The sequence below is a fragment of the Enterobacter sp. TCD1-1 genome (assembly GCF_020567405.1).
GTDB classification, from domain to species: Bacteria; Pseudomonadota; Gammaproteobacteria; order Enterobacterales; family Enterobacteriaceae; genus Enterobacter; species Enterobacter quasiroggenkampii.
Window position 1 is genome coordinate 1,951,588 of record NZ_JAJCXF010000001.1, and the last position, 25,965, is coordinate 1,977,552.

At 54.7% G+C, this 25,965-nt stretch carries 24 protein-coding genes, 1 pseudogene and 1 riboswitch; of the genes and pseudogenes, 11 read left to right on the forward strand and 14 right to left on the reverse strand.

Annotation, left to right across the window (positions count from 1 at the left end; genetic code table 11):
- Positions 1–28: 28 nt before the first annotated feature.
- Positions 29–1,627 (forward strand): cyclic diguanylate phosphodiesterase, encoded by a 1,599-nt coding sequence (locus LJA86_RS09425; RefSeq protein ID WP_069719002.1) that lies wholly within the window; start codon positions 29–31, stop codon positions 1,625–1,627.
- A gap of 6 nt (positions 1,628–1,633) precedes the next feature.
- On the opposite strand, the gene yoaE is transcribed toward LJA86_RS09425, so the two are convergent.
- Both yoaE and LJA86_RS22270 read right to left on the reverse strand, forming a co-directional pair.
- Positions 1,634–3,193 (reverse strand): CNNM family cation transport protein YoaE, encoded by a 1,560-nt coding sequence (yoaE, locus tag LJA86_RS09430; RefSeq protein WP_008500492.1) that lies wholly within the window; start codon positions 3,191–3,193, stop codon positions 1,634–1,636.
- Positions 3,181–3,390 (reverse strand): protein YoaL, encoded by a 210-nt coding sequence (locus LJA86_RS22270; RefSeq protein WP_072052259.1) that lies wholly within the window; start codon positions 3,388–3,390, stop codon positions 3,181–3,183. Before LJA86_RS22270 ends, yoaE begins: the two co-directional genes overlap by 13 nt.
- Before the next feature lie 265 nt (positions 3,391–3,655).
- Here LJA86_RS22270 and manX point away from each other — a divergent pair, with 265 nt between their 5' ends.
- From manX to mntP, 5 genes are all read left to right on the forward strand, one after another.
- Positions 3,656–4,621 (forward strand): PTS mannose transporter subunit IIAB, encoded by a 966-nt coding sequence (gene manX / locus LJA86_RS09435; protein ID WP_045908235.1) that lies wholly within the window; start codon positions 3,656–3,658, stop codon positions 4,619–4,621.
- A gap of 47 nt (positions 4,622–4,668) precedes the next feature.
- The gene (manY, locus tag LJA86_RS09440; RefSeq protein ID WP_024909729.1) at positions 4,669–5,469 is read left to right on the forward strand and encodes a PTS mannose transporter subunit IIC; all 801 of its coding nucleotides are present in this window, start codon (positions 4,669–4,671) and stop codon (positions 5,467–5,469) included.
- A 12-nt stretch (positions 5,470–5,481) separates the two neighbouring features.
- Positions 5,482–6,333: a PTS mannose transporter subunit IID gene (locus LJA86_RS09445; protein WP_176610059.1), complete on the forward strand. Its 852-nt coding sequence runs from the start codon at positions 5,482–5,484 to the stop codon at positions 6,331–6,333.
- Positions 6,334–6,388: 55 nt separating this feature from the next.
- Entirely contained in the window at positions 6,389–6,847 is a 459-nt protein-coding gene (locus tag LJA86_RS09450; protein WP_048223714.1) for a DUF986 family protein, read from the forward strand.
- Between the two features lie 198 nt (positions 6,848–7,045).
- A riboswitch (yybP-ykoY riboswitch) is annotated at positions 7,046–7,235 on the forward strand.
- A 10-nt stretch (positions 7,236–7,245) separates the two neighbouring features.
- A complete protein-coding gene (gene mntP, locus LJA86_RS09455; RefSeq protein ID WP_045908281.1) occupies positions 7,246–7,812 on the forward strand; it encodes a manganese efflux pump MntP in 567 nt (188 codons plus the stop codon).
- Here the strand turns inward: mntP and rlmA are convergent.
- The 7 genes and pseudogenes from rlmA to mgrB all read right to left on the reverse strand — a co-directional run bounded on the left by rlmA (position 7,809) and on the right by mgrB (position 13,042).
- A complete protein-coding gene (gene rlmA, locus LJA86_RS09460) occupies positions 7,809–8,624 on the reverse strand; it encodes a 23S rRNA (guanine(745)-N(1))-methyltransferase (protein ID WP_045908233.1) in 816 nt (271 codons plus the stop codon). The two genes, mntP and rlmA, sit on opposite strands and share 4 nt — an antisense overlap.
- Positions 8,625–8,689: 65 nt before the next feature.
- Positions 8,690–10,408 carry a peptidoglycan glycosyltransferase FtsI gene (gene ftsI, locus LJA86_RS09465; RefSeq protein ID WP_045908232.1) on the reverse strand — a complete coding sequence of 573 codons (1,719 nt, stop codon included), beginning with the start codon at positions 10,406–10,408 and terminating at the stop codon, positions 8,690–8,692.
- 219 nt (positions 10,409–10,627) lie between these two features.
- Positions 10,628–10,837, reverse strand: coding sequence for a transcription antiterminator/RNA stability regulator CspE (gene cspE, locus LJA86_RS09470; RefSeq protein ID WP_001062678.1), 210 nt, complete (start codon positions 10,835–10,837; stop codon positions 10,628–10,630).
- Positions 10,838–10,850: 13 nt separating this feature from the next.
- Positions 10,851–10,995 (reverse strand): annotated as a pseudogene (locus LJA86_RS09475) (DUF2627 domain-containing protein).
- Positions 10,996–11,520: 525 nt separating this feature from the next.
- Positions 11,521–12,510: an MBL fold metallo-hydrolase gene (locus LJA86_RS09480; RefSeq protein ID WP_229226064.1), complete on the reverse strand. Its 990-nt coding sequence runs from the start codon at positions 12,508–12,510 to the stop codon at positions 11,521–11,523.
- A gap of 23 nt (positions 12,511–12,533) precedes the next feature.
- Positions 12,534–12,824: a YebO family protein gene (locus LJA86_RS09485; RefSeq protein ID WP_024909723.1), complete on the reverse strand. Its 291-nt coding sequence runs from the start codon at positions 12,822–12,824 to the stop codon at positions 12,534–12,536.
- Positions 12,825–12,898: 74 nt separating this feature from the next.
- Positions 12,899–13,042 (reverse strand): PhoP/PhoQ regulator MgrB, encoded by a 144-nt coding sequence (gene mgrB, locus LJA86_RS09490; protein ID WP_006175995.1) that lies wholly within the window; start codon positions 13,040–13,042, stop codon positions 12,899–12,901.
- A 161-nt stretch (positions 13,043–13,203) separates the two neighbouring features.
- On the opposite strand from mgrB, the gene LJA86_RS09495 reads away from it, so the two are divergent.
- A complete protein-coding gene (locus LJA86_RS09495) occupies positions 13,204–13,443 on the forward strand; it encodes a YobH family protein (RefSeq protein ID WP_045908230.1) in 240 nt (79 codons plus the stop codon).
- A gap of 66 nt (positions 13,444–13,509) precedes the next feature.
- On the opposite strand, the gene kdgR is transcribed toward LJA86_RS09495, so the two are convergent.
- Positions 13,510–14,301, reverse strand: a complete 792-nt coding sequence (gene kdgR, locus LJA86_RS09500) for a DNA-binding transcriptional regulator KdgR (RefSeq protein WP_111966417.1) — start codon at positions 14,299–14,301, stop codon at positions 13,510–13,512.
- A 178-nt stretch (positions 14,302–14,479) separates the two neighbouring features.
- Here kdgR and LJA86_RS09505 point away from each other — a divergent pair, with 178 nt between their 5' ends.
- A complete protein-coding gene (locus LJA86_RS09505; protein WP_229226065.1) occupies positions 14,480–15,853 on the forward strand; it encodes an MFS transporter in 1,374 nt (457 codons plus the stop codon).
- A gap of 50 nt (positions 15,854–15,903) precedes the next feature.
- Here the strand turns inward: LJA86_RS09505 and htpX are convergent, their stop codons facing one another.
- From htpX to LJA86_RS09525, 4 genes are all read right to left on the reverse strand, one after another.
- Positions 15,904–16,785 carry a protease HtpX gene (htpX, locus tag LJA86_RS09510; RefSeq protein ID WP_014884290.1) on the reverse strand — a complete coding sequence of 294 codons (882 nt, stop codon included), beginning with the start codon at positions 16,783–16,785 and terminating at the stop codon, positions 15,904–15,906.
- 193 nt (positions 16,786–16,978) lie between these two features.
- The gene (prc, locus tag LJA86_RS09515; RefSeq protein ID WP_025910096.1) at positions 16,979–19,027 is read right to left on the reverse strand and encodes a carboxy terminal-processing peptidase; all 2,049 of its coding nucleotides are present in this window, start codon (positions 19,025–19,027) and stop codon (positions 16,979–16,981) included.
- A gap of 19 nt (positions 19,028–19,046) precedes the next feature.
- The gene (gene proQ, locus LJA86_RS09520) at positions 19,047–19,733 is read right to left on the reverse strand and encodes an RNA chaperone ProQ (RefSeq protein ID WP_014884292.1); all 687 of its coding nucleotides are present in this window, start codon (positions 19,731–19,733) and stop codon (positions 19,047–19,049) included.
- Between the two features lie 96 nt (positions 19,734–19,829).
- On the reverse strand, positions 19,830–20,327 hold the full coding sequence (locus LJA86_RS09525; RefSeq protein WP_008500476.1) for a GAF domain-containing protein: 498 nt from the start codon (positions 20,325–20,327) through the stop codon (positions 19,830–19,832).
- 132 nt (positions 20,328–20,459) lie between these two features.
- On the opposite strand from LJA86_RS09525, the gene yebS reads away from it, so the two are divergent.
- The 3 genes from yebS to rsmF all read left to right on the forward strand — a co-directional run bounded on the left by yebS (position 20,460) and on the right by rsmF (position 25,865).
- Positions 20,460–21,743, forward strand: coding sequence for a membrane integrity lipid transport subunit YebS (yebS, locus tag LJA86_RS09530; RefSeq protein ID WP_045908227.1), 1,284 nt, complete (start codon positions 20,460–20,462; stop codon positions 21,741–21,743).
- Positions 21,712–24,345, forward strand: coding sequence for a PqiB family protein (locus LJA86_RS09535; RefSeq protein WP_045908226.1), 2,634 nt, complete (start codon positions 21,712–21,714; stop codon positions 24,343–24,345). The genes yebS and LJA86_RS09535 overlap by 32 nt, the downstream gene beginning before the upstream one ends.
- Positions 24,346–24,422: 77 nt before the next feature.
- The gene (rsmF, locus tag LJA86_RS09540; protein WP_229226066.1) at positions 24,423–25,865 is read left to right on the forward strand and encodes a 16S rRNA (cytosine(1407)-C(5))-methyltransferase RsmF; all 1,443 of its coding nucleotides are present in this window, start codon (positions 24,423–24,425) and stop codon (positions 25,863–25,865) included.
- The last annotated feature ends 100 nt before the right edge of the window (positions 25,866–25,965 follow it).

The following is a 25,965-nucleotide window of genomic DNA, read 5'->3' on the forward strand; positions in this document are numbered from 1 at the left end:
TGGCTGGTGGCTTATCAGGCGACCGTTCATGCAAACTGCACAAACGATCATTAAAAACTATCGCCGAAAACGCGTTATCGTCTGTGTGACGGTTGCGCTCCTCACGCTCATCCTGACGCTGGGCATTCGCTTTATTTCCCAGCGCAACGTTAACCAACAGCGGATCCTCGATTTTACCAGCCATACCGTTCGCGCCCTTGATAACGTTTTGCTTTCCCTGGAAAACCACCGCAACGTGCTGCAGCCGCTGGTGGGACAGCCCTGCCCGCAGGTGCAGCTGGCGCTGCGACAGCAGGCAGCCATTTTGCAGACGGTACGTTCTATCGCCCTGATTAAAGACGGAATCCTGTATTGTTCGAGTATTTTCGGCAGCCGCAGCGAGCCTGTCCGTGACTTCCTTCAGGAACTCCCCGCCAGCACGGCGAAGCTGATTTTATCGACCGACCAGTGGCTGCTTAAGGGCAGCCCTGTTTTGATCCAGTGGTATCCCGTCTCCCAGGACGGTGAAGAAGGCGTCGTCGAGATTATTAATATCGACCTGATCGCCAGAATGATCCTCGAGCCCCAGCGTCCGCTCATCAATGACGTGGTGCTGACAGTCGGCGATCGTTTTTTACGCTACGGTCAACGCGTCACCGACAGTCTGACGTTTGATGAAGAGAGCGCCCTTTTCCAGCAGTCATCAACCCGAAATCCTTTCACCATTACGGTCAGCGGACCTGGCCCCGGTGAGTTAGCCTTAAAAAGCCTGCCCGCCCAGCTGCCGCTGGGGCTGATGCTCAGCCTGCTGCTGGGCTATCTCGCCTGGCTGGCGACGGCAAACCGGATGAGCTTTACGTGGGAGATCGATATGGGCATTGCGGCGCGGGAATTTGAGCTTTTCTGCCAGCCGCTGGTGAATGCCCGCACCCAGGCGTGCACGGGCGTTGAGATCCTGCTGCGCTGGAATAACCCCCGTCAGGGTTGGATCACTCCGGAGGTGTTTATCCCTCTGGCAGAAGAACATAACCAGATTGTCCCCCTGACCCGCTATGTCATCGCCGAAACGGTGCGCCAGATAGGCTACTTCCCGTCCAGCGCCGGTTTCCACATCGGCATTAACGTTGCCGCCAGCCACTTCCGTCACGCTGTACTGGTACAGGACCTGAACCGTCTCTGGTTCAGCGCCAATCCGCGACAGCAGCTGGTGATTGAACTCACGGAACGGGATGCGCTGCTGGACGCGGATTATCGCATCGTGCGCGAACTGCATCGCAAAGGGGTGAAGCTCGCTATCGACGATTTTGGCACCGGGAACAGCTCCCTCTCCTGGCTTGAAAAGCTGCATCCGGACGTCCTGAAAATTGACCAGTCCTTTACCACCGCCATTGGCACGGATGCCGTGAATTCAACGGTGACGGACATGATCATTGCGCTTGGCCAGCGGTTGAATATCGAGCTGGTTGCGGAAGGGGTCGAAACGGAAGAGCAGGCGCGCTATTTACGCCGTCATGGCGTTCCAGTCCTGCAGGGCTTTTTCTATGCGCGGCCGATGCCGCTACGGGACTTTCCAGACTGGCTGGCGGGAAGTGCTCCCCCGCCAGCGCGTCATAACGGGCACATCGTACCCTTAATGCCGCTGCGTTAAGCAGACTTACTCATCTTCGTCGTGGGCAGATTGTTCTTTAACAATACGGACCATATCAACGCGATAGTCGTTGGCTTCGACAATGGTAATGTGCAGCGGCGGCAGCTCTATCACATCGCCAACACGCGGGATCTGGCCATTTACGGCGATAACCAGACCGGCAACGGTCGCGATGTCTTCTTCATCGTTGACCACGTTTTCCAGCCCCAGCGTGTGCGAGAGCGCGTGCAGGTCGGTGGTACCTTTAACCAGCCAGCCTTCGCCATCGGCAACAATTTCCGGCGTTTCGTCTTCATCCGGGAATTCACCGGCGATCGCTTCCAGCACGTCCAGCGGCGTCACCAGCCCCTGCACCACGCCAAACTCGTTGGTGACAATAACAAAGCTACCGCGAGCGCGGCGCAGCACCCCGAGCAGGTTGATCGGATCCAGCGTTTCCGGCACCACAATCGCAGGCGATGCAGCAGCAACGGCTTCGACGTTAACGCCCTCTTCCAGGGCGACCAGCATCTCTTTCGCCCGCACCACGCCGATGATCTCATCCAGTTCACCACGACATACCGGGAACAGGCTGTGCGGTGAAGAGAGCAGCTGCTGGCGAATTTCATCAACGCTCAGGTTAGCATCGACCCAGCTGATCTCCCCGCGCGGCGTCATGATGCCGCGCAGCGAACGGGAGGCCAGAGAGAGCACGCCGTTAATCATGTAGCGTTCCTGTTCCACAAACGCCCCTTCCGGGACCGGAACCGGGTTGTGGTTTTCGGAATCAGACTGCACGTTCACCTGACGACGACCGCCCATCAGGCGCAGAATGGCATCCGCGGTCCTGGCGCGCAGCGGCTGATTTGACTGCTGCTTGATAAAGTTACGGCGCGCAATCTGGTTGAACAGCTCGATCAGGATCGAGAAGCCAATCGCGGCGTACAGGTAGCCTTTCGGAATATGGAAGCCAAAGCCTTCCGCCACCAGACTCAGACCAATCATCAGCAGGAAGCTCAGACACAGTACCACCACCGTTGGATGCTGGTTCACGAAACGCGTCAGCGGCTTCGACGCCAGCAGCATGACCGCCATCGCAATAACCACCGCAGCCATCATGACCGGCAGATGGTTCACCATGCCGACCGCCGTGATCACCGCATCCAGCGAGAAGACCGCATCCAGCACCACGATCTGCAGCACCACCACCCAGAAACTGGCATAGCCTTTACCGTGCCCATCATCGTGCTGACGGTTTTCCAGCCGCTCATGAAGTTCTGTCGTCGCTTTGAAGAGCAGGAATATCCCCCCGATCAGCATGATTAAATCACGGCCGGAGAAGGTGTAATCCATGACGGAGAACAGCGGTTTGGTCAGCGTGACCATCCACGAGATGACGGAGAGCAGCCCCAGTCGCATGACCAGCGCCAGCGAGAGTCCAATGAGACGCGCTTTATCACGTTGTTTTGGCGGCAGCTTATCCGCAAGGATGGCGATAAACACCAGGTTATCAATGCCGAGAACGATCTCCAGCACGACCAGCGTGAGCAATCCCACCCAGATTGACGGGTCCATTAAGAATTCCATGACAAGCTCCTGCTAAAGGAATGACGAAACGGTGCCCCACTCAATGTGGGCAAAACAGAGGCAGACAGAGTCGATACGTGGCGAGGATCGCCGGTGAAAAAGGCGCGAAATGGCCTGGAAGATGACTGACGTCGGTGACGGTCCATATAGTGGGCTGGAGCCCTATACTCCTGAACAATTAAACGGAGGCTAAACATATCAGAGAGACTGTGTTTTTAGCAAAGATTTACGTTCCTTTGCAAAGTTCTGTAACACAGCGGCTTTACGCTACAGATAATTCTGTAACGCGTGGCTAAATTACGGATCTTCATCACATAAATTATTTTTTCACTATCTAAAATAATTCGCGGAAGTCTTAGTTTTTTGAACTCTAACCCTTATCTGAATCGATTCGGTTCGCCAATACGATTCTCAGTACGACTGCCTGGCAGGCGTATTAATGATAATAAAAGGAGGTAGCAAGTGACCATTGCTATTGTCATAGGCACACATGGTTGGGCTGCTGAGCAGCTACTCAAAACGGCAGAGATGCTGTTGGGCGAGCAGGAAAACGTCGGCTGGATCGATTTCGTTCCCGGTGAAAACGCCGAGACGCTGATAGAGAAGTACAACGCTCAGCTCGAGAAGCTGGATACCAGCAAAGGCGTGCTGTTTCTCGTTGATACATGGGGCGGCAGCCCGTTCAATGCTGCCAGCCGCATTGTCGTCGATAAAGAGCACTATGAAGTTGTCGCCGGGGTCAATATTCCCATGCTGGTGGAAACCCTCATGGCACGCGACGACAATCCGTCCTTCGATGAGCTGGTTGCACTGGCCGTTGAAACCGGCCGCGAAGGGGTTAAGGCCCTGAAGGCACAGCCGGTTGAAAAACCTGCCCCTGCGCCTGCAGCGGCACCGAAAGCGGCGGCACCGGCAAAACCGATGGGCCCGAATGATTACATGGTGATCGGCCTTGCGCGTATTGATGACCGCTTAATCCACGGTCAGGTTGCCACGCGCTGGACCAAAGAGACCAACGTTCGACGCATTATCGTGGTCAGCGACGAAGTGGCCGCTGATACCGTACGTAAAACCCTTCTGACTCAGGTTGCTCCTCCTGGCGTTACCGCGCACGTTGTGGATGTCGCCAAGATGATTCGCGTTTACAACAACCCGAAATATGCGGGCGAACGCGTGATGCTCCTGTTCACTAACCCGACAGACGTTGAGCGCATTGTTGAAGGCGGCGTGAAAATCACCTCCGTTAACATTGGTGGTATGGCATTCCGTCAGGGCAAAACGCAGGTCAACAACGCCATTTCAGTCGATGCGAAAGATATCGAAGCATTCAACAAGCTGAATGCACGTGGTATTGAGCTGGAAGCCCGTAAGGTTTCCACGGACCAGAAACTGAAAATGATGGATTTGATCGGCAAAGTTGGGAAATAAGCCCGCGCCGGTTTTTCACATAATGCTTATGTAATAGGAGAAGTACAATGGAGATTACCACTCTTCAGATTGTGCTGGTGTTCGTGGTCGCATGTATTGCGGGTATGGAATCCGTACTTGATGAATTTCAGTTCCACCGTCCTCTGGTGGCCTGTACGCTGATTGGGGCCGTTCTGGGTGACATGAAAACCGGTATCATCATCGGTGGTACCCTGGAAATGATCGCCCTGGGCTGGATGAACATCGGTGCGGCGGTTGCGCCCGATGCCGCGCTGGCCTCTATCATTTCTACCGTTCTGGTTATTGCCGGTCACCAGAGTATTGGTGCAGGTATCGCCCTGGCAATCCCACTGGCAGCCGCAGGCCAGGTTCTGACCATCATCGTTCGTACTATCACCGTTGCCTTCCAGCACGCGGCGGATAAGGCGGCCGACAACGGCAACCTCACGGCCCTGTCATGGATCCACGTTTCATCCCTGTTCCTGCAGGCGATGCGTATCGCAATCCCGGCGGTTATCGTCGCGATCTCTGTGGGTACCAGTGAAGTCCAGAGCATGCTGAACGCCATTCCTGAAGTGGTCACCGGCGGCCTGAACATCGCGGGCGGTATGATCGTGGTCGTTGGTTATGCGATGGTCATCAACATGATGCGCGCAGGCTACCTGATGCCGTTCTTCTACCTCGGCTTCGTGACCGCGGCCTTCACCAACTTCAACCTGGTTGCACTGGGTGTGATCGGTGCGGTGATGGCGATTCTCTACATCCAGCTCAGCCCGAAATATAACCGCGTTGCGGGTGCCCCAGCGCAGGCTGCTGGTAACAACGATCTCGATAACGAACTGGACTAACAGGTGAGCGAAATGGTTGATATGACAAAAACTACCACCGAGAAAAAACTCACTCCGGGTGATATTCGTGGCGTGTTCATCCGTTCTAACCTGTTTCAGGGTTCATGGAACTTCGAACGTATGCAGGCGCTGGGTTTCTGCTTCTCCATGGTACCGGCGATCAAACGCCTGTACCCGGAAAACAACGAAGCACGCCGTCAGGCCATCAAGCGTCACCTGGAATTCTTTAACACCCATCCTTACGTTGCGGCCCCGGTACTGGGCGTAACGCTGGCGATGGAAGAGCAGCGTGCAAACGGCGCAGAGATTGACGATGGTGCCATCAACGGTATCAAAGTCGGTCTGATGGGTCCGCTGGCCGGTGTCGGTGACCCTATCTTCTGGGGTACCGTGCGTCCGGTCTTCGCGGCACTGGGTGCCGGTATCGCGATGAGCGGCAGTCTGCTTGGCCCGCTGCTGTTCTTCATCCTGTTCAACGCCGTGCGTCTGCTGACCCGTTACTACGGCGTGGCCTACGGCTACCGTAAAGGGGTGGACATCGTTAAGGACATGGGCGGCGGCTTCCTGCAGAAACTGACTGAGGGGGCGTCAATCCTCGGCCTGTTTGTCATGGGCGCGCTGGTAAACAAGTGGACGCACGTGAACATCCCGCTGGTGGTATCGACCATCACCGGACAGGATGGTCAGACCCGCGTCACCACCGTGCAGACGATTCTGGATCAGCTGATGCCGGGCCTGGTCCCGCTGCTGTTGACCTTCGCCTGTATGTGGCTGCTGCGTAAGAAAGTGAACCCGCTGTGGATCATCGTTGGCTTCTTCGTCATCGGTATTGTGGGCTACGCCGTCGGCCTGCTGGGTCTGTAATTATCAATGCTATAGGCCGGGGGCTTGCCCCCGGTTTTTTTTATCTGGAGGATGAATGACTGTCACGGACATCGTACTGGTTTTATTTGTTGTTGCCCTTCTGGCTTACGCGATCTATGACGAGTTCATTATGCTCCGCCGTCACGGCGAGACGCTGCTCTCCCTTCCCCTGCTACGACGCGGGCGCGTGGATGCCTTTATCTTCGTGGGTCTCATCGCCATTCTTATTTACAATAACGTCACCAGCCATGGTGCATTATTAACCACATGGTTATTATGTGCGCTGGCATTAATGGCGATTTATCTGTTCTGGATCCGCACGCCAAAAATCATTTTTAAATCCCACGGATTCTTCTTCGCCAATGTATGGATAGAATATAACCGTATTAAAGAGATGAATTTATCCGAAGACGGCGTGCTGGTGATGCAATTAGAACAACGCCGCCTGCTTATTCGGGTGAAGAATATTGATGACCTGGAAAAGATATACAAGTTACTCGTTAAAACTCAATGAGTTAGATATATAGCAACGGCTATATCCTGTGTTTATTTTGCGCAAGAAATATAGCCGAAGCTATATCCCCACCGCTAATTTGAACGCTATTTGTTAACGATATTTTCACGATTAAAGACAAATGAAAATCGTTATCAACAAACGTTTTAAATAATGCCTTTTCATTGTTGTTTTATATTCTCAAAATATGTTAAGGTTGCGCCCGTCGTTGGGGAGTAGCCGATTTCCTGTTCACAGGAAATGTACGTGTCAACATACTCGTTGAAAAACGTGGCACGTACGGATCGCTTACCGCACATCTTATGTGCATTGCGATCAGGCGAGACCATAGATACATCAACTGCTGTTTACTGGGGGCAGTGATGTGTCATATGGATATCCCCGGTCTGGACGCTGTTATGAATATCTCCGCTACGATCCTTCTCGCTTTTGGCATGTCCATGGACGCCTTCGCTGCTTCCATCGGAAAAGGCGCCACGCTACACAAACCTAAATTCTCAGAAGCCCTGCGTACCGGACTGATTTTTGGCGCTATCGAAACGCTGACCCCGCTTATCGGCTGGGGACTTGGCATGCTCGCCAGCCAGTTCGTGCTGGAGTGGAACCACTGGATTGCCTTCGTCCTGCTGGTGTTCCTCGGAGGCCGAATGGTCATTGAAGGTTTTCGCGGCGGTGATGATGAACACGAGGAGCCGCAGCATCGCCACGGCTTCTGGCTGCTGGTCACCACGGCCATTGCCACCAGCCTTGATGCGATGGCCGTTGGTGTAGGTCTGGCATTTCTGCAGGTCAATATTATCGCCACCGCGCTGGCTATTGGCTGTGCAACCCTGATTATGTCCACGCTGGGCATGATGGTCGGACGGTTTATCGGCCCGCTGCTGGGTAAACGCGCCGAGATCCTCGGGGGGATTGTGCTGATTGGCATTGGCGCCCAGATCCTCTGGGCACACTTCGCCGGTTAATCTTCGCGCTGCCAGATGTGGATGCTGAAGTCCGTCTGGCAGCGAAATGTTGAATGTGCCGCCAGCGTTTCCCACACCTCCGGTTTTGCCCGCCACGCGAACGGCGTCATCTGCAATAACGCGACGGCCTCTTCCCCTTTGAGCGTCATTTCGTACGCCACTGATTCCGCCTGCTTCAGGGTAAAACCGCCCAGCTGCTCTGAATGCGGGGCATGCAGACGCACTTCGTCGTAGATCAGCCCTTTCAGCTCCATCAGATGACGCGGGCCTGGGGTCACGGTGACCACCCATCCGCCCGGCTTCACCACGCGCGCCAGCTCCTCTGCCTTACACGGCGCGTAGATACGGATAACCGCGTCCATGCTGGCATCGTCAAACGGCAGCCGGTGGCTGGAGGCCACGCAGAACGTCACGTCGGTATAACGCTTTGCCGCCGCACGTATGGCCACTTTCGACACGTCCAGACCGAATGTCTGCGCGCCCTTCTCACGAGCAACCTCCGCAAACCGTGCTGTGTAGTATCCTTCCCCACAGCCGATATCGAGCATGGCGGTGGCTGAAGCAGGCAGAATATCATTGAGCATCTGCGTGACGGCCTCCCGCAGCGGCAGATAGTGTCCGGCATCGAGAAACGCGCGGCGCGCCCGCATCATCTCAGCACTGTCGCCAGGATCGCGGGAACGCTTATGCTGGACCGGCAGAAGATTCACGTAGCCTTCTTTTGCCCGGTCAAACTGATGCCCCTGCGGGCAGGTATACCGTTTGTCTGAGTGCGTCAGGGGGGCGTGGCAAAGGGGACAGCTGAAGGACATGGCAACTCCGGAGCATAATCAAAGGGCGAAGTGTACCGCTATTCGCCCCTGTTATAAACGCCCGGTTAGCGCATGACGATAAGGTGATCGGACCCCGCCGGTAACCCGTCAGGTTTGATATTCTCCAGACGCAGCACGTTACCCATAATCTCACTGAAGACAGGGGCAGAGACGGCCCCGCCGTAGTAAGCCCCGTTTTGCGGATCGTTAATCACCACCACCAGGGCAAAACGCGGATTGCTGGCAGGGGCAACCCCCGCCGTGTAGGCGACGTATTTATCGACATACTTCCCGCTATCGTCAATTTTCTTCGCCGTACCGGTTTTCACCGCCACCCGGTAATCACGTACGGCAGCCTTAACGCCTCCGCCGCCCGGCAGCGCAACGCTCTCCATCATGTGCTCCACTTCATGGGCAATCTCTTCCGGCATGACGCGATGCCCGATAACGGGGGGATCGATGCGGGTGATCGAGAGCGGACGCTCAAGCCCGTACCCACCAATCGTGGCGTAGACGTGGGCCAGCTGGAGCGGCGTAACCATCAGCCCGTAGCCGAAGGCAAAAGTCGCGCGATCGAGCTGGCTCCAGTATTTACGCTGTGGCAACAGCCCCGAGCTTTCCCCCGTTAAGCCAAGCCCCGTATTGGTGCCAAAACCAAAGTTTCGATAGGTATCGATGAGATGCTGGACAGGCATCGCCAGCGAAAGTCGGGAAACGCCGGTGTCGCTCGATTTTTGCAGGATCCCGGTCATCGTCAGCTCAGGGTAAAAGCCCACGTCGCGAATGCGATGTCCGTCAAGGGTATACGGGTGGGTGTCAATCACGCTGTCCGGCTGGACCAGCCCCTGCTGCAGGGCCGTCATCAGCACCAGCGGCTTGACGGTCGAACCAGGTTCGAACGTATCGCTGATTGCGCGGTTGCGAAAATCGTTTATCGTCGCCCCTTCACGATTATTGGGGTTAAAATCCGGGTAGCTCGCCATGGCGAGGATTTCCCCGGTTGGGATATTAATGAGCACCGACGCCCCCGACTCGGCCTTGTTCCAGGCCACGGCATTGTCGAGCGCATCTTCGGTGATGGTTTGTAGTCGCTCGTCAATACTTAACTGGATGTTATGCGCCGGTGCGGGCGCAATTTCGGTCAGGTTTTCAACCACACGTCCATAGCGATCTTCCCTTACCTGACGCACACCTGGCTTGCCGGTGAGTTGCGCGTTGAAGCTCTTTTCCACACCTTCGATGCCCTGCCCGTCAATATTGGTGAAGCCAATCAGGTTCGCTGCCACATGGCCAGCAGGATAAAAACGGCGGGACTCATCGCGCAAATTGATGCCGGGCAGATTCAGTTTGTCGATCCACTTTGCCTGCGCAGGATCGACCTGACGGGCAAGGTAAATAAAACGGCCCTGTGGGTTGGCGTTGATGCGTGCAGAGAGTGTGCCGAGGGAGAGATGCAGCGCGCTGGCCAGCGCCTGCCAGCGCTCATCAAGCCCAACGCCCCCTTTTGCCAGCACCGTTTTAGGATCGGCCCAAACGGCCTGGACAGGCACGCTCACCGCCAGGGGGCGACCCTCACGATCCATTATCATGCCGCGCGGCGCATCAATCGCCAGCTGGCGTAGGGATCGCATATCCTCCTGCTTCACCAGATTGTCAGGCTTGATGATTTGCAGCCAGGCAACGCGGCCCAGCAGAAAAGCCAGACTACAAAAAATAGCTAAACAGAGCAGAGCAAAACGCGCCGGCGTGAAATTTCCAGTTGCTGTTATCAATGTCTTCTTCACCTGAACCCCAGGGCTGTAAAACAACGCCCTGATTTAACGGGAAAAGACGGCGAGAAGGTGGCGAAACAGTGCTACTAACCTCGCAGCTTTGCAACAAGTTACTAACAAGAGCGCGGATGGTAATATTTTGAAAGATAAGGGACATAAAAAAGCCCCGCGACAGGCGAGGCTTTATGTCTGAGAGTGAAGTGCCGGGCACTTCAGTCAACAGCGGTTCGATCAGATAGCAGTTACGTTAACTGCAGCTGGGCCTTTCTGGCCGTCCTGAATTTCGAACTCAACGTTCTGGCCTTCAGCCAGAGTTTTGAAGCCGTTACCCTGGATTGCAGAGAAGTGTACGAACACGTCTTTGCTGCCGTCAGCAGGAGTAATGAAACCAAAACCTTTAGACTCGTTGAACCACTTAACTTGACCTTTAATCTTTGCCATTTTGCAAAATTCCTTAGAGTGTTTTCTTAGCCCGCAGGCATTAACTGAGATAAAACTGAGACATTACTGCATGAGGCACTAATATAAGGTTCGGCAGAGAAGCGGTATTCAACGACAACGTGTTTACTCAGGACTTCTTTACTGAAAATGCCACACATAAACAGAACTGTACCTCGTTTGACCCAAAACGTGTTATCACACACTATGTTTAATATGGCAAGCCATTTTTAAACATGTCTCGATCCGCCGCACAAATTCGAACAGTGCCTGTCAGGTTTTGCACAATTATGCGCATCACGTACAGACAGCCCTGCTGCGTAACAAAGACCCAGCGTTGCTTTCACACCCGCTGTAATCTAAGACTTTTTTAACATAGCTCAATCATTACGAACCGTCCAGCAAACGGGAAAAGAAATCTTACGTCTTGATTGAGTTAGAACAATTTGTGAAAACTTATGCTTAAATCATTGTAACGCGACCAAATTGTTTCAGAGAAAAAACAGTGTTAATAACCCGCGCCCAGCTGTATTAAAATGCACCAGCGAATAAACAGCGTTATGCACCAAAATAATGAAATTTTTATGACTCTGCATCAAAAGAAGGCAAGCAAAACGTTTCGATAAAAATAAAACATTCCTGCGCGCGTTTACATCAACAATATATGCAACAATTTATCGCTTCGTTTATAAGGATAAATATTCACCAATTTTCAGTATCCTGAAAGAATGGTTAACTGGTGCTAAATTATCGAGTGCGTGAGTTAACTCCTGCACAGGTTCATCTAAGGATTCATCTGCCAGTTCGAACACGCCCCAGTGAATAGGGAACGCCAGAGGTGAGCCCAGCTGCTGCCACAATGCCACCGCAGATTGCGGATCCATATGATGGACAGCCATGAACCATCGTGGGGCATAGGCACCAATCGGTAACGCGGCGGCATCTATCTGGCCCAGGCGTTCAGGAATTAACAGCAGCTCAGGTGAATAACCGGTATCACCGCTAAACCAGAAACGGTGATGTCGTCCTTCCATCACCCAGCCGCACCATAAGGAACGATTGCGGTTCCATGGCGTGCGCATGCTCCAGTGCTGTGCCGGTACGGCGGTCAGGGTCATCCCCTGCCAGGTGAAACTCTGCCACCAGTCGAGTTCGACCACGCGTTTTGCTCCCCGGCGACGAAACCAGTCGGCGAGGCCCAACGGAACAAAAATACTGACGTCGGGAAAGCGTTTGAGGATTCGGCGAAGGGTTGCGTCATCAAGATGATCGTAATGATTATGGGAAATGACGACCGCATCCAGCTGATGAAGTTGCGCGACAGACAGTACGGGGGGTGTCTTACGCTGGGGTCCCAGAAAAGGCAGCGGAGAAGCGCGTCGAGAAAACACCGGATCGGTAATGATGATATTGCCGTCCAGCTGCAGCAACACGCTCGCGTGTCCGAGCCACCATACCCCATCTTCCTGAGGTTGCGTAAGCTCAACCGGTTGCCACCACTGGCGGATAAAGTCTTCATAACCCAGCGCGGGCGGCTTCGGTAATCCGGCCTCTTTACGCGCTTTACGCCAACGGTCAAGGTCGCCGGGTTGATGTCCGACAGGATCGGTATTACAAAAACCGTTTGGGGTGTGATGTTTCAGGGAGGGGTCATACCAGGGATTTTTCCAGACCACAGCCACCTCCCAGGACAAAAAGATTAACGCTCAGCCACCAGGCGGATAAAGTCGTCTTCGTCTTTGTTATCTTCAGCGACCGCGTCTTTCGGCGCGTCTTTCTCTTCCGGTTCGTTAGCCTCACACAGACGGCGTAGCAGCGCATTCTGACGTTTTTGCTGATCGAGCAGCGCTTCCAGCAGTTCGATCTGCTCGTTAGTACGGGAACTGGCGCGGTTCACGAAAAACCAGATGACCAGCCCCACAAGCAGAACCACCAAAGAAATCATCAGGGATGCTATATTCAGCAGCCCTGAATTCAGTAACTCACCCATTTCACCACCTCAATAAAAACGTCTATTTTACCACTGGCGCGAAGGAAGGAAATCACGTTGAGAAAAAATGTCTATTACCACGGAATAAACTTGTTTATTGCGCAAACGCCGCTAAAAAACTGTACATCCTGATCGCACATCACATTGATCGTCTGCGTCCATAACACCACGCACGCTATCAGCACGATAATCAGAATTACCCAGCGTATTTTTTTCACTCCACACTCCGTCTAAGGACCTGATGTAACGAGATTATCACGCTTATCTTAAACAAGGACTAACTGTGCCTCCATCGCGCTTTTTTTCAGAATCCTGCACTTGTTTCATCGCGTAAACGCTTTACGCTAGCATTACGATAACAACGATAAAAGAGGTAATGATGCGATTCATCATTCGAACAATTATTGCACTGGCCCTTGTCTGGATTGGCCTTCTGTTGACGGGCTATGGCGTGCTCGTGGGGAGCACCGAAAACGCAGCCGGGCTAGGCATTCAGTGTAAATACCTCACAGCACAGGGAATGAGCACTGCCCAGTATCTGCATACTGACAGCGGGATCGTTGGCTTAACCCACTGCCCTGTACTGCGTAAAACATCCGTCGTGATTGATAATGGCTAATCAGCCTGGTGAATGACATACAAAAAACGCCGCATCAGATGCGGCGTTTTTTTCTACCAGCAGGGATTAAAACGGGTACTCGTGATATCCCATCTGTTCAGAAATTTTCCGTGCCGCTGTGTGCAGAATAGCCACATACTCATGCAGACGCTCTTCGGAGAAGCGTAAGGTTGGGAAGGAGATACTCAAGCCCGCGATCACCACGCCAAAGCGGTCAAATACCGGAACGCCGATGCAGCGCAGCCCCTCTTCCTGCTCTTCGTTATCTTCGCCATATCCCTGCTCGCGCACGCGGTCAAGCACCGTCAGCAGCGCATCCGTGCTGGTAATGGTTCGTTCCGTGCTGCGTTTGTATTCCACGCCTTCGAGGATCTGCTTCACTTCCTCGCGATCGCGCCACGCCAGCAGAACTTTACCAATGGCGGTACTGTAGAGCGGGTTGCGGCGACCAATGCGCGAATACATGCGCAGATTGTACATGGAGTCGATTTTATGGATGTAAACGATGCTGTCTTCATCCAGGGCACCGAGATGAATGGTCTCTTTGGTCAGGCGAGAGATTTCGCGCATCTGAATGTCAGCGCTGCGGATCAGGTCAACATTTTGTAGCGCACGCGCACCCAATTCAAACAGCTTCAGCGTCAGAGAATACTTTTCAGATTCGCCTTCCTGCGCGACGTAACCCAGTGACTTCATGGTTTGCAAAAAGCGATAAACGGTGCTTTTTGACATCATCACGCGCTGCGACAGCTCTGTAATACCTATTTCACGCTCTTCTCCAAGCGCCTGTAAGATGCCAAACACCTTCAGCACGGAAGAAACAGAATCTGGCTGTTTATCCAAATCCGCAATAGCCATTTACCACCTCATAGCGAGTGTTTTATAAAAATCAGAACCGGTTTTTATTATAAGTTCCCGTCATGTCACCTGCAATCAATCCTCGTTTACTTCGTTACAAATCTGCGACATATCGCGGCTGTAACAATGCTAAAATAGTTACCCTGAGAATAATTTCACGCTGAGCTTTTTACTCCTGATGGAAAAGAATCTTTCTGATGGCCTGCCATTACCCCAACGGTATGGCGCAATAGCGACCATCATTATCGGTATCTCAATGGCCGTCCTTGACGGTGCGATTGCAAACGTTGCCCTGCCAACCATCGCCAGCGACCTGCATGCCTCACCCGCCAGTTCGATTTGGATTGTTAACGCCTACCAGATTGCGATTGTGGTGTCACTGCTCTCGTTCTCTTTCCTCGGCGATATGTTCGGCTACCGCCGGGTATATCAGTGCGGTCTGGTGGTTTTCACTTTTACCTCCCTGCTCTGTGCCCTTTCAGATTCACTGCATACCCTGACGCTTGCGCGTATTGCGCAGGGTTTTGGCGGCGCGGCGCTCATGAGCGTAAACACGGCGCTGATCCGCTTAATTTATCCGCAGCGTCATCTGGGGCGCGGAATGGGGATAAACTCGTTTATTGTCGCCGTCTCTTCTGCCGCCGGGCCAACAATTGCGGCGGCGATCCTCTCCGTTGCGTCATGGCAATGGCTGTTCGCCATTAACGTGCCGCTGGGTATCGTCGCCATCTTCTTTGCCCTGCGCTTTCTTCCCGCTAACGGTCCCAAAAGCAGCATGCCGCGCTTCGACGTGGCAAGTGCGGTGATGAATGCCCTGACCTTCGGCCTGTTGATTACGGCGCTGAGCGGCTTTGCGCAGGGACAATCTCTGATGATTACCGCCGCGGAGCTCATCGCCCTGCTGGCGATCGGCTTCTTCTTTGTACGCCGCCAGCTCACCCTGCCAGTTCCTTTGCTGCCCGTTGACCTGCTGCGTATTCCCCTCTTTTCGCTCTCCATCTGCACGTCTGTCTGTTCGTTCTGCGCCCAGATGCTGGCTCTGGTCTCCCTGCCCTTCTTTCTGCAGAGCGTAGTTGGCCGCTCAGAAGTGGAAACCGGGCTGCTGCTCACCCCCTGGCCGCTGGCGACGATGGTGATGGCACCGCTGGCAGGTTATTTAATTGAACGTGTTCATGCCGGTTTATTGGGCGCTTTGGGGTTGGCGGTGATGGCGACAGGCCTTTTCGCGTTAGCATTGTTGCCCTCGTCGCCTTCGGATCTGGACATCATCTGGCGCATGATCCTCTGCGGCGCAGGGTTTGGCCTGTTCCAGTCCCCCAATAATCACACCATTATCACCTCAGCGCCGCGGCATCGCAGCGGTGGGGCAAGCGGTATGCTGGGAACCGCGCGTCTGCTGGGCCAAAGCAGCGGTGCGGCACTGGTCGCCCTGATGTTTAACCTTGCCGGACAAAACGGTAACCATCTTGCGCTCCTCACCGCTGGCGCCCTTGCCACTCTCGCGGCCATCGTCAGCGGCCTGCGGGTGACCCAGCCCAGAGTTCAGGCATAAAAAAAGCCGGGCGGAGTGTTCTCCCGCCCGGCTTCTTGTGTTTTGTTGCGTTACTTCAGGTATTCCCCACTGCGCAGCGCTTCAATACGCTTATCCAGCGGCGGGTGAGACATAAACAGCTCGCTCAGCGATTTGGATTTACCGTTAATGCAGAAGGCCATCATGCTGTTCGCTTCCTGCGGCTCGTAGGAGGTTTTCAGACGCTGCAGCGCGGCAATCATCTTCTCACGACCAACCAGCTTCGCAGAGCCGGCATCCGCGTGGAATTCACGGTGACGGGAGAACCACATGGTGATGATGCTGGCCAGAATACCAAATACCAGTTCCAGAACCATCGACACGGCAAAATAGATCAGCGGGTTGCCGTTGCTCTCTTCGCCTTCGTCGCGGTTGCCGCCCATAAAGCCCGCGGCAATCTGCGCCAGAATACGGGAGATAAAGATCACGAAGGTGTTTACTACGCCCTGAATCAGGGTCATGGTCACCATGTCACCGTTGGCGATATGGCTGATTTCGTGGGCGATAACCGCTTCGGCTTCGTCACGGCTCATGTTCTGCAGCAGTCCGGTGCTGACAGCAACCAGTGACGCATCGCGACGGGCACCCGTGGCGAACGCGTTGATATCCGGAGCATGGTAAATGGCCACCTGCGGCATGGCGATCCCGGCCTGACGGGACTGCTGAGCCACCGTATTCATCAGCCACTGTTCCATATCGTTACGGGGTTGCTCAATGACCTCACCCCCTACCGATTTCAGGGCCATCCACTTTGACATCAGCAGGGAGATGAACGAGCCACCAAAACCAAACAGCAGCGCCATAATCAACAGACCCTGAACGCTGCTCGACTGAATTCCTGTCAGGCTTAGCACGAGCCCGAAAACCACCATCACCGCCAGGTTGGTGAGCAGGAAGAGCGCGATTCGCATCATAATTTTCTTTTTACCTCAGTTTAACAAAACGCACTATGCGATTACCCACATCGTATGGGTATTGCGGCTATTTTCAAGCATCCGGCGGGCGTAAGTCACCAGAAAGACACAACTTTACACAATTGAAAATCTGACTGACGGAAGGATAAAGTACAAAAAGAAACAGGCACAATGTCTTGTGCCTGTTGGGAGGTTATTTTGCCGGAGCGGGCTGTACGGCAGGTTTCTCTTTTTCCTGATTCGCCAGGTCGAGAGCGATATGTACCGTCTCGTCGAGATACGGATCCGGCTCCTGGTAATCTTTTGGCAGATCGTCCAGTTTCTTGAGCAGAGGCTTGCCTTCACGCTTGAAGCGATCGTTGATACGCGCCAGGCGGGTTGCATCGTCTTCGTTGTTCTCTTTTTCACGCTGAGCGTAGTTCAGAGAAACAATATTCCGCTTATCCTTCAGAGCATTGAATCGCGCAATGTCCTTCATGATGTACTGGAACTCCGGATCTTTCGCGATGCGGTCGTTATGCGCCTTCAGCAACTCAGGGCCAAACTGCGTCATATCACCCGCTTTCACGTAGGTCGCGGCATTGATGCTGTCCCACGGCAACGCGTTATCTTCAAACTTCTCGCCGGTTTCCGTCTCCTGGGTGCCAGTCGGCATGATGATGTCCGGCGTGACGCCCTTACGCTGCGTACTGCCGCCGTTTACGCGGTAGAATTTCTGAATGGTGTACTGAACCGAGCCCAGTGCAGGCCATTCCGGACGCAGCATCTGATCGTAAATACGATTCAGAGAACGGTACTGCTGAACAGTGCCTTTCCCGAAGGTTGGCTCACCGACGATCAGCGCGCGGCCGTAGTCCTGCATGGCTGCGGCAAAGATCTCAGACGCGGAAGCGCTGAAGCGGTCAACGAGAACAACCAGCGGACCTTTGTAGTAGACCACACCGTCATTGTCCGCATCTTCGCGCACTTTACCGTTGTTATCGCGCACCTGAACCACCGGGCCAGATGGGATGAACAGGCCAGAGAGAGAAACCGCTTCCGTCAGCGCCCCGCCGCCGTTACTGCGCAGGTCGATGATGATGCTGCTGACGTTCTGCTTTTCAAGCTTCTGCAGCTGAACTTTCACATCGTCAGTCAGCCCGACGTAGAAGCCAGGAATATCCAGGACGCCCACCTTCTCTTTACCCACGGTTTTCACCGACATTTTCACCGCGCGGTCTTCCAGACGGATACGCTCACGGGTCAGGGTAACGATACGGGTTTTGGTGCCTTTTCCGGCTGGCAGAATTTCCAGACGAACCTTGCTGCCTTTCGGACCTTTGATCAGCGCAACCACGTCATCAAGACGCCAGCCGATCACGTCGACCATGTTCTGGCCGGTTTGTCCCACACCCACAATACGATCGCCTACGCTAATCGCTTTGCTTTTAGATGCCGGGCCACCCGCGACCATCGAATTGATCACCGTGTAATCATCGTCCATCTGCAGCACCGCGCCGATACCTTCCAGAGACAGGCTCATTTCGGTATTGAACTGTTCGGTGTTGCGTGGTGAGAGGTAGTTGGTGTGCGGATCGATTTCGTGCGCAAAGGCCGTCATGGCCAGCGAGAAGACATCCTCACTGTTGGTCTGGGCCAGGCGACGAATGGCAAATTTGTAACGACGCGTCAGCGTGTCACGGATCTCTTTTTCGTCTTTGCCGGTGAGCTTAAGGCTCAGTTCGTCGTATTTAACTTTGCCGTCCCACAGCGCATTCAGCTCGGCTTCATCTTTTGGCCAGGGCGCTTTGCTGCGGTCCAGATTGAAGGTGTCGTTGCCGGTGAAGTCCATTGGACGTTCCAGCACTTTCAGCGCGTACTGATAGCGTTCGAAGCGGCGCTTTTGCGACAGGTTGTAGAGATCGTAGAACAGATCCAGCTTGCCTGAACGCAACTCGTCACCCACCTCGGATTTTCGCTTAGCGAACTGCTCGACATCGCTGGCGAGCAAAACGTTATGGCTGTAATCCAGCAAGTTCAGATAGCGGTCAAAGATTTTGGCCGAAAAGGCCTGATCGAGATCGAACTGACGATAGTGCGAACGGGTGAAACGTGAGGTCACGCGCTCGCTCACCGTCGCGTGCTGCGTCTCTTCCTTGAGTACCGGAATTTGATCAACACGCGTGATATCGTCCACTGCAAAAGCGTGACCTGTTATAGCAAACAGACCCGCCAGCGCGGTGAGCTTAAAAAAAGTGTTCATGCCAGGCTTGGCCTCCGTTTCAGAACAACAAGTGTTCTGCGCGTACAATCATTGACATACCAGAAGTCAGCTGTACACGAACGCCATCTTTGGTGATTTCCAGTACGGTGGCGTCCATAGCATTGTTACCCGCTTTTACCTTCAGTGCCTGACCGACGCTCAGGGCGTTAATGTCAGAAACCGGAGTATGGCGCGGCTCTTCACGAGGCGCACGTGGGGCTTTTGCTGCTGGTTTGTCTGCACGCGGTTTGCGATCGTTATTATCGTGACGACGCGGCGCAGGGCGTGGTTTACGCTCACGACGAGGCGCTTCTTCCTGGCCGTTTGCCGCGGCGGCTTCGCGTTTTTTCGCTTGCTGTTCCGCACGTTGTGCCTGAACGCGTGCTTTGGCTTCTTCCAGCTGCTTGCGCGCATGCTCAACGTGCTGCTCGTCCAGCTCACCGCAAGGGTTGCCGTCGAGATCCACGCGAGTCGCGCCAGGTTTGATACCGTACAGGTAACGCCAGCTCGAAGTATAAAGACGTAAGGCGGAACGCAGCTGAGTTTTGCTGAGGTTCATTTCCCCTTCAACACGTGCCACCAGATCCTGAAAAATACCGACTTTCAGGGGACGAGCTTCGCCTTCCGCGCTGAAGCACTGCGGGAAACGCTCGGCCAGAAATGCGATAACTTCTTTACTGCTATTCAACTTAGGTTGATTTTCCATGAAATTTCCTGATTACAACGGACGTTGCCAACAAGCGCAGGCATGAACAGGCGTCATTATAATGACGCTATCAGTAAATGCTACGTTATCCGTTGATTATCCTGCGACGCTCGCAAAGAATTTTTGATAATCGGTTGCTGCGAGTACGTTTTCCAGATTCGCCACCAGCTCGCGCAGCCCCTGTTCGTCCTCGGTTGTAAAGCGACTGAAGACCGTACTGTCGATGTCCAGAACGCCAATAATCTGATTTTTGACCACCAGCGGCAGAACGATTTCAGAATTACTGGCAGCATCACAGGCAATGTGTCCGTCAAACGCATGAACGTCTTCCACACGCTGGACCTGATTCTCGGCCACCGCCGTGCCGCATACGCCACGCCCAACCGGGATACGCACGCAGGCCAGTTTGCCCTGGAACGGACCAAGCACCAGCGTTTCACCTTCCAGAAGGTAAAAGCCCGCCCAGTTTACGTCAGAGAGACGTTCAAACAGCAATGCGCTAGTATTTGCCAGAGTGGCTAAGAAGCTGGTCTCACCCGCCATCAATGCCTTAAAATCGCGGTTCAGATCCGCGTAGAATTCTGTTTTGTTCATTATTCAATCACTTAGTTGTCTTACAAAATTACCGCATAGCCTATTAAAATAAGCATTAAATGCGCTCATGCTCAAGATGAATCCGTTCATGAGTTATTATAACTTTCAACAATACTTATTTGTGCGCAGCTGATGGCCTTAAAAACAACCAAAATTACGCCGACGAGAAAGATAACTGTCCATACGGTAAGCGAAGCTTTGCCTCGTGCACATTATCAGCGTTGCCCCCAGTGCGATACGCTTTTTATGTTGCCGAAGATGAAATCGCACCAAAGTGCCTTCTGTCCCCGCTGCGACGCTAAAATTCGCGATGGCCGCGACTGGTCGTTGACCCGCCTCGCCGCCATGGCCGTCACTATGCTGCTGCTGATGCCCTTCGCCTGGAGCGAACCGCTGCTGAAGCTCTACCTGCTTGGCGTGCGCATTGATGCTAACGTGCTGCAGGGTATCTGGCAGATGACCCGTCAGGGCGATCCGATTACCGCCGCGATGGTGCTGTTCTGCACCGTTGGCGCACCGCTGGTGCTGGTTGCCGCCATTGCCTATCTCTGGTTTGGCAATATTCTTGGCATGAACCTTCGCCCGGTACTGCTGATGCTGGATAAGCTCAAAGAGTGGGTCATGCTGGATATCTATCTGGTCGGCGTGGGCGTTGCGTCCATAAAAGTCCAGGACTACGCCTTTTTGCAGCCCGGCATTGGACTCTTTGCTTTCATCTGTCTGGTGTTGCTGAGCATCCTGACGCTGATCCACCTGAACGTTGAACAGCTCTGGGAGCGTTTTTACCCTCAGCGCCCCGCCACGCGGCCCGATGAAAATCTGCGCGTCTGTCTGGGATGTCACTATACCGGGTTGCCCGACCCGCGCGGACGCTGCCCGCGGTGCCACATTCCATTACGGCTGCGGCGCAACAACAGCTTGCAAAAATGCTGGGCCGCGCTGATCGCCTCCCTGGTGTTCCTGATCCCCGCCAATATGCTGCCGATTTCCATCATTTACGTGAATGGCGGACGTCAGGAGGATACTATCCTCTCCGGGATTATCTCCCTTGCGCACAGCAATGTCGGAGTGGCGGCGATCGTCTTTATTGCCAGTATCCTGGTTCCCTTTACCAAAGTGGTAGTGATGATTACCCTGCTCATCAGCATTCACTTAAAGTGTGAACAAGGTTTACGGACCCGCATTCTGCTTCTGCGATTCGTCACCTGGATTGGCCGCTGGTCAATGTTAGATTTGTTCGTGATTTCGCTGATGATGTCGCTCATCAATCGCGATCAGTTACTTGCTTTTACAATGGGACCCGCGGCTTTTTATTTCGGCTCTGCGGTGATATTGACTATTCTTGCTGTGGAATGGCTGGATAGCCGCTTACTTTGGGATGCACATGAGTCAGGAAACCCCCGCTTCGCCGACTGAAGCGAGAATTAAAACAAAACGCCGCATTTCGCCATTCTGGTTGCTGCCCGTCATCGCCCTGATGATTGCAGGCTGGCTTATCTGGACAAGCTATGAAGATCGCGGGAGTACAGTCACCATTGATTTCCAGACCGCCGACGGCATCGTCGCCGGACGAACGCCCGTTCGCTTCCAGGGGGTTGAGGTCGGTACGGTGCAGGATATCTCCCTTGGAAAAGGGCTGAACAAGATTCAGGTGCGGGTCAGTATCAAATCTGACATGCAGGATGCCCTGCGCAGCGAAACGCAGTTCTGGCTGGTGACGCCCAAAGCCTCTCTGGCCGGTGTCTCCGGGCTGGATGCGCTCGTGGGCGGCAACTATATCGGCATGATGCCGGGTAAAGGCGAACCGCAGGATCACTTTGTGGCCCTGGATACGCAGCCCAAATACCGCCTCAATAACGGCGATTTGATGATTCATCTCCAGGCGCCGGACCTCGGTTCCCTGAACAGTGGCTCCCTGGTCTATTTCCGTAAGATCCCGGTTGGCCGGGTGTACGATTACTCGATTAACCCGAACAAACAGGGCGTCACCATTGATGTGCTGATCGAGCGTCGCTTCACCAATCTGGTGAAAAAGGGCAGCCGCTTCTGGAACGTGTCCGGCGTGGATGCCGACCTCAGCCTGAGCGGCGCCAAAGTGAAGCTGGAAAGTCTGGCCGCCCTGGTGAACGGCGCCATTGCCTTTGACTCCCCGGAAAACTCGAGCCCTGCCACCGCTGATGACACGTTCGGATTGTACGCCGACCTGGCGCACAGCCAACGCGGCGTGATCGTCAAGCTTGCCCTGCCCGATGCTAAGGGGCTAAAAGCGGGTTCAACGCCGCTGATGTATCAGGGTCTGCAGGTCGGCCAGCTCACCAAAATGACGCTCAACCCGGGCGGGTCGGTCACCGGCGAAATGACGGTCGATCCGAGCGTGGTCGATCTCCTGCGCGAGAAAACGCGCATCGAAATGCGCAGTCCAAAGATCTCCCTGAACGATACCAGCCTCAGCACGCTGCTGACCGGCAATACTTTTGAGCTGATCCCGGGTGAAGGACAGCCCAGCAACAGCTTCGTGATTGCTCCGGCGGATAAAGCTCTGTTGCAAAAACCGGGCGTGGTGACGGTTACCCTGAATGCGCCTGAAAGCTATGGGATAGAAGCCGGTCAGCCGTTGATTTTACATGGCGTGCAGGTGGGACAGGTGCTGGAGCGCAAGCTCTCCGCGGATGGGGTGCAATTCTCCGTCGCCATCGACCCGCAATACAGAGACCTGGTGCACGGTGACAGTAAATTCGTGGTGAACAGTCGCGTCGACGTGAAGGTGGGTCTGGACGGCGTGGAGTTTCTCGGTGCCAGCGCCAGCGAATGGGTCAACGGCGGTATCCGCATTTTACCGGGGGATAAAGGCCCCGTGCGCGACAGCTACCCGCTGTATGCCAACCTGGAGAAAGCGATTGAAAACAGCCTGAGCGATCTTCCTACCACCACGCTGACGTTAAGCGCTGAGACCCTGCCGGACGTTCAGGCGGGCTCCGTGGTGCTGTATCGCAAGTTTGAAGTCGGGGAAGTGATTACCGTTCGCCCGCGTGCCGACGCCTTTGATATCGAACTGCACATCAAGCCGGAGTACCGCAAGCTGCTGACGCCAAACAGCGTCTTCTGGGCCGAAGGCGGCGCGAAAGTTCAGCTGAACGGTAACGGACTGACCGTGCAGGCCTCTCCGCTGTCACGCGCGCTGCGGGGGGCGATTAGCTTCGATAACCTCAGCGGTGCGGGCGCGAATCTGCGCAAGGGCGATAAACGTATTCTCTTCCCGTCCGAGACCGCCGCCCGTGCCGTAGGTGGGCAGATTACCCTCCACGCGTTTGACGCCGGTAAGCTGGCGGAAGGTATGCCTATCCGCTATCTGGGTATTGATATCGGGCAGATCCAGAAGCTGACGCTGATCACCTCGCGTAACGAGGTGCAGGCCACCGCCGTACTTTACCCGGAATATGTGCAGACCTTTGCCCGGACGGGTACGCGCTTCTCGGTGGTCACGCCGCAGATCTCGGCCGCAGGCGTTGAGCATCTCGATACCATTTTGCAGCCGTACATCAACGTGGAGCCAGGCCAGGGCAATGCCCGTCGTGATTTCGAGCTGCAGGAAGCCACGATCACCGACTCGCGCTACCTTGGCGGCCTGAGCATCGTGGTGGAAGTGCCGGAAGCGGGCTCGCTGAGCATCGGCACCCCGGTACTGTTCCGCGGTATTGAAGTAGGTACGGTCACGGGCCTGACGCTCGGTACGCTCTCCGACCGCGTAATGGTGGCGTTGCGCATCAGTGAACGCTACCAGCACCTGGTACGTAATAACTCGGTATTCTGGCTGGCATCCGGCTATTCGCTGGACTTTGGCCTGACGGGAGGCGTGGTGAAAACCGGCACCTTCAACCAGTTCATTCGCGGTGGCATTGCTTTTGCCACGCCGCCGGGAACGCCGCTGGCACCGAAAGCGCAGCCGGGTAAACACTTCCTGCTGCTCGAAAGCGAACCGAAAGAGTGGCGCGAATGGGGAACCGCCCTGCCGCGTTAATCTGCAAGGCTCCGGTGTCAACGCACCGGAGCCTTTATGCTACACTGCGCACCTGAACTTTTCCCTGTGGTGTGCCCGTGGCTCAAAACTCCGTATTTCTTCCTGAACAATTCCTGGCGCAGATGCGCGAGGCGCTTCCTTCTCACCTGTCGTTGGACGATTTTATCGCCGCCTGCCAGCGTCCGTTACGCCGCAGTATTCGCGTCAATACGCTGAAAATCAGCGTCGAAGATTTTCTGGCGCTGGTCTCGCCGTACCGCTGGCAGCTTACGCCGGTACCGTGGTGCGCAGAGGGGTTCTGGATCGAGCGCGATGACGAAGACGCCGTGCCGCTGGGAAGCACCGCGGAACATCTGAGCGGTCTGTTCTATATTCAGGAAGCCAGCTCGATGCTGCCTGTGGCTGCCCTGTTCGCAGAGGGCAACGCGCCCGATCGCGTGATGGATGTGGCCGCGGCGCCTGGCTCAAAAACCACGCAGATTGCCGCCCGCATGGGTAACCGCGGTGCGATCCTCGCCAACGAGTTTTCCGCCAGCCGCGTGAAGGTATTGCATGCCAACATCAGCCGCTGCGGTATTCATAATGTTGCCCTGACGCACTTCGACGGACGTGTGTTTGGCGCCGCCTTGCCGGAAGCCTTCGACGCCATCCTGCTGGACGCCCCCTGCTCCGGCGAAGGGGTGGTGCGTAAAGATCCCGATGCGTTAAAGAACTGGTCCGTGGAAAGCAACCTTGAGATCGCCGCCACGCAGCGGGAGCTGATCGAGAGCGCATTCCATGCCCTGCGCCCTGGCGGCACGCTGGTCTATTCAACGTGCACCTTAAACCGCGATGAAAACGAAGACGTCTGTTTGTGGCTGAAAGCGCAATACCCGGATGCGGTCGAATTCCTGCCGCTCGACGATCTGTTTGCCTCAGCACAGGAGGCGGTCACCCCTGAGGGTTTCCTTCATGTGTTCCCACAGATTTACGACTGCGAAGGCTTCTTTGTGGCACGTCTGCGTAAAACGCAGGCGGTTGCTCCCCTGCCCGCACCCAAATTCAAGGTCGGCACCTTCCCGTTTGCCCCCCTCAAAGGTCGCGATGCAGCACAGCTTGTCGCCGCCGCCGAAAAAGTTGGCCTGGTCTGGGATGAGAGCCTGCACCTCTGGATGCGGGATAAAGAGGTATGGCTGTTCCCGGCTGAGATCGAACCGCTCATCGGAAAGGTCCGTTTTTCCCGAAACGGGATCCGCCTGGCGGAAGTGCATAATAAAGGCTATCGCTGGCAGCATGAGGCCGTCATCGCCCTTGCCGGACGCGAGAATACCTTTGCCCTGACGCATCAGGAAGCCGAAGAGTGGTATCGTGGTCGCGATGTCTATCCGGACAGCACGCCATCAGGCGATGAAGTGATCGTGACGTATCAGGGATACCCGCTCGGGCTGGCAAAAAAAGTCGGTTCACGACTGAAAAACAGCTATCCGCGCGAGCTGGTTCGCGATGGACGGCTGTTTACCGGTAACGATCGCACAGCCTGAAAAAAGCGCATTTTTTTACTGGCGATTTTGCTCTCCTTGTCTACGATCAAAAATGGGTGGCCGCACTGGTCATACCAGATTTTGACAACCGACCCGGAGA

Bases quoted from the DNA above. Each gene is read 5' to 3' on its own strand.
- LJA86_RS09505 (WP_229226065.1), top strand. From the start codon at position 14,480: ATGGAAAAGAATCTTTCTGATGGCCTGCCATTACCCCAACGGTATGGC.
- prc (WP_025910096.1), bottom strand. From the start codon at position 19,027: ATGAACACTTTTTTTAAGCTCACCGCGCTGGCGGGTCTGTTTGCTATA.
- yoaE (WP_008500492.1), bottom strand. From the start codon at position 3,193: ATGGAATTCTTAATGGACCCGTCAATCTGGGTGGGATTGCTCACGCTG.
- proQ (WP_014884292.1), bottom strand. From the start codon at position 19,733: ATGGAAAATCAACCTAAGTTGAATAGCAGTAAAGAAGTTATCGCATTT.
- mntP (WP_045908281.1), top strand. From the start codon at position 7,246: ATGAATATCTCCGCTACGATCCTTCTCGCTTTTGGCATGTCCATGGAC.
- cspE (WP_001062678.1), bottom strand. From the start codon at position 10,837: ATGGCAAAGATTAAAGGTCAAGTTAAGTGGTTCAACGAGTCTAAAGGT.
- LJA86_RS09535 (WP_045908226.1), top strand. From the start codon at position 21,712: ATGAGTCAGGAAACCCCCGCTTCGCCGACTGAAGCGAGAATTAAAACA.
- LJA86_RS09485 (WP_024909723.1), bottom strand. From the start codon at position 12,824: ATGGGTGAGTTACTGAATTCAGGGCTGCTGAATATAGCATCCCTGATG.
- LJA86_RS09495 (WP_045908230.1), top strand. From the start codon at position 13,204: ATGCGATTCATCATTCGAACAATTATTGCACTGGCCCTTGTCTGGATT.
- yebS (WP_045908227.1), top strand. From the start codon at position 20,460: ATGGCCTTAAAAACAACCAAAATTACGCCGACGAGAAAGATAACTGTC.
- manY (WP_024909729.1), top strand. From the start codon at position 4,669: ATGGAGATTACCACTCTTCAGATTGTGCTGGTGTTCGTGGTCGCATGT.
- LJA86_RS09425 (WP_069719002.1), top strand. From the start codon at position 29: ATGCAAACTGCACAAACGATCATTAAAAACTATCGCCGAAAACGCGTT.
- LJA86_RS22270 (WP_072052259.1), bottom strand. From the start codon at position 3,390: ATGTTTAGCCTCCGTTTAATTGTTCAGGAGTATAGGGCTCCAGCCCAC.
- LJA86_RS09525 (WP_008500476.1), bottom strand. From the start codon at position 20,327: ATGAACAAAACAGAATTCTACGCGGATCTGAACCGCGATTTTAAGGCA.
- LJA86_RS09450 (WP_048223714.1), top strand. From the start codon at position 6,389: ATGACTGTCACGGACATCGTACTGGTTTTATTTGTTGTTGCCCTTCTG.
- rlmA (WP_045908233.1), bottom strand. From the start codon at position 8,624: ATGTCCTTCAGCTGTCCCCTTTGCCACGCCCCCCTGACGCACTCAGAC.
- htpX (WP_014884290.1), bottom strand. From the start codon at position 16,785: ATGATGCGAATCGCGCTCTTCCTGCTCACCAACCTGGCGGTGATGGTG.
- kdgR (WP_111966417.1), bottom strand. From the start codon at position 14,301: ATGGCTATTGCGGATTTGGATAAACAGCCAGATTCTGTTTCTTCCGTG.
- LJA86_RS09445 (WP_176610059.1), top strand. From the start codon at position 5,482: ATGGTTGATATGACAAAAACTACCACCGAGAAAAAACTCACTCCGGGT.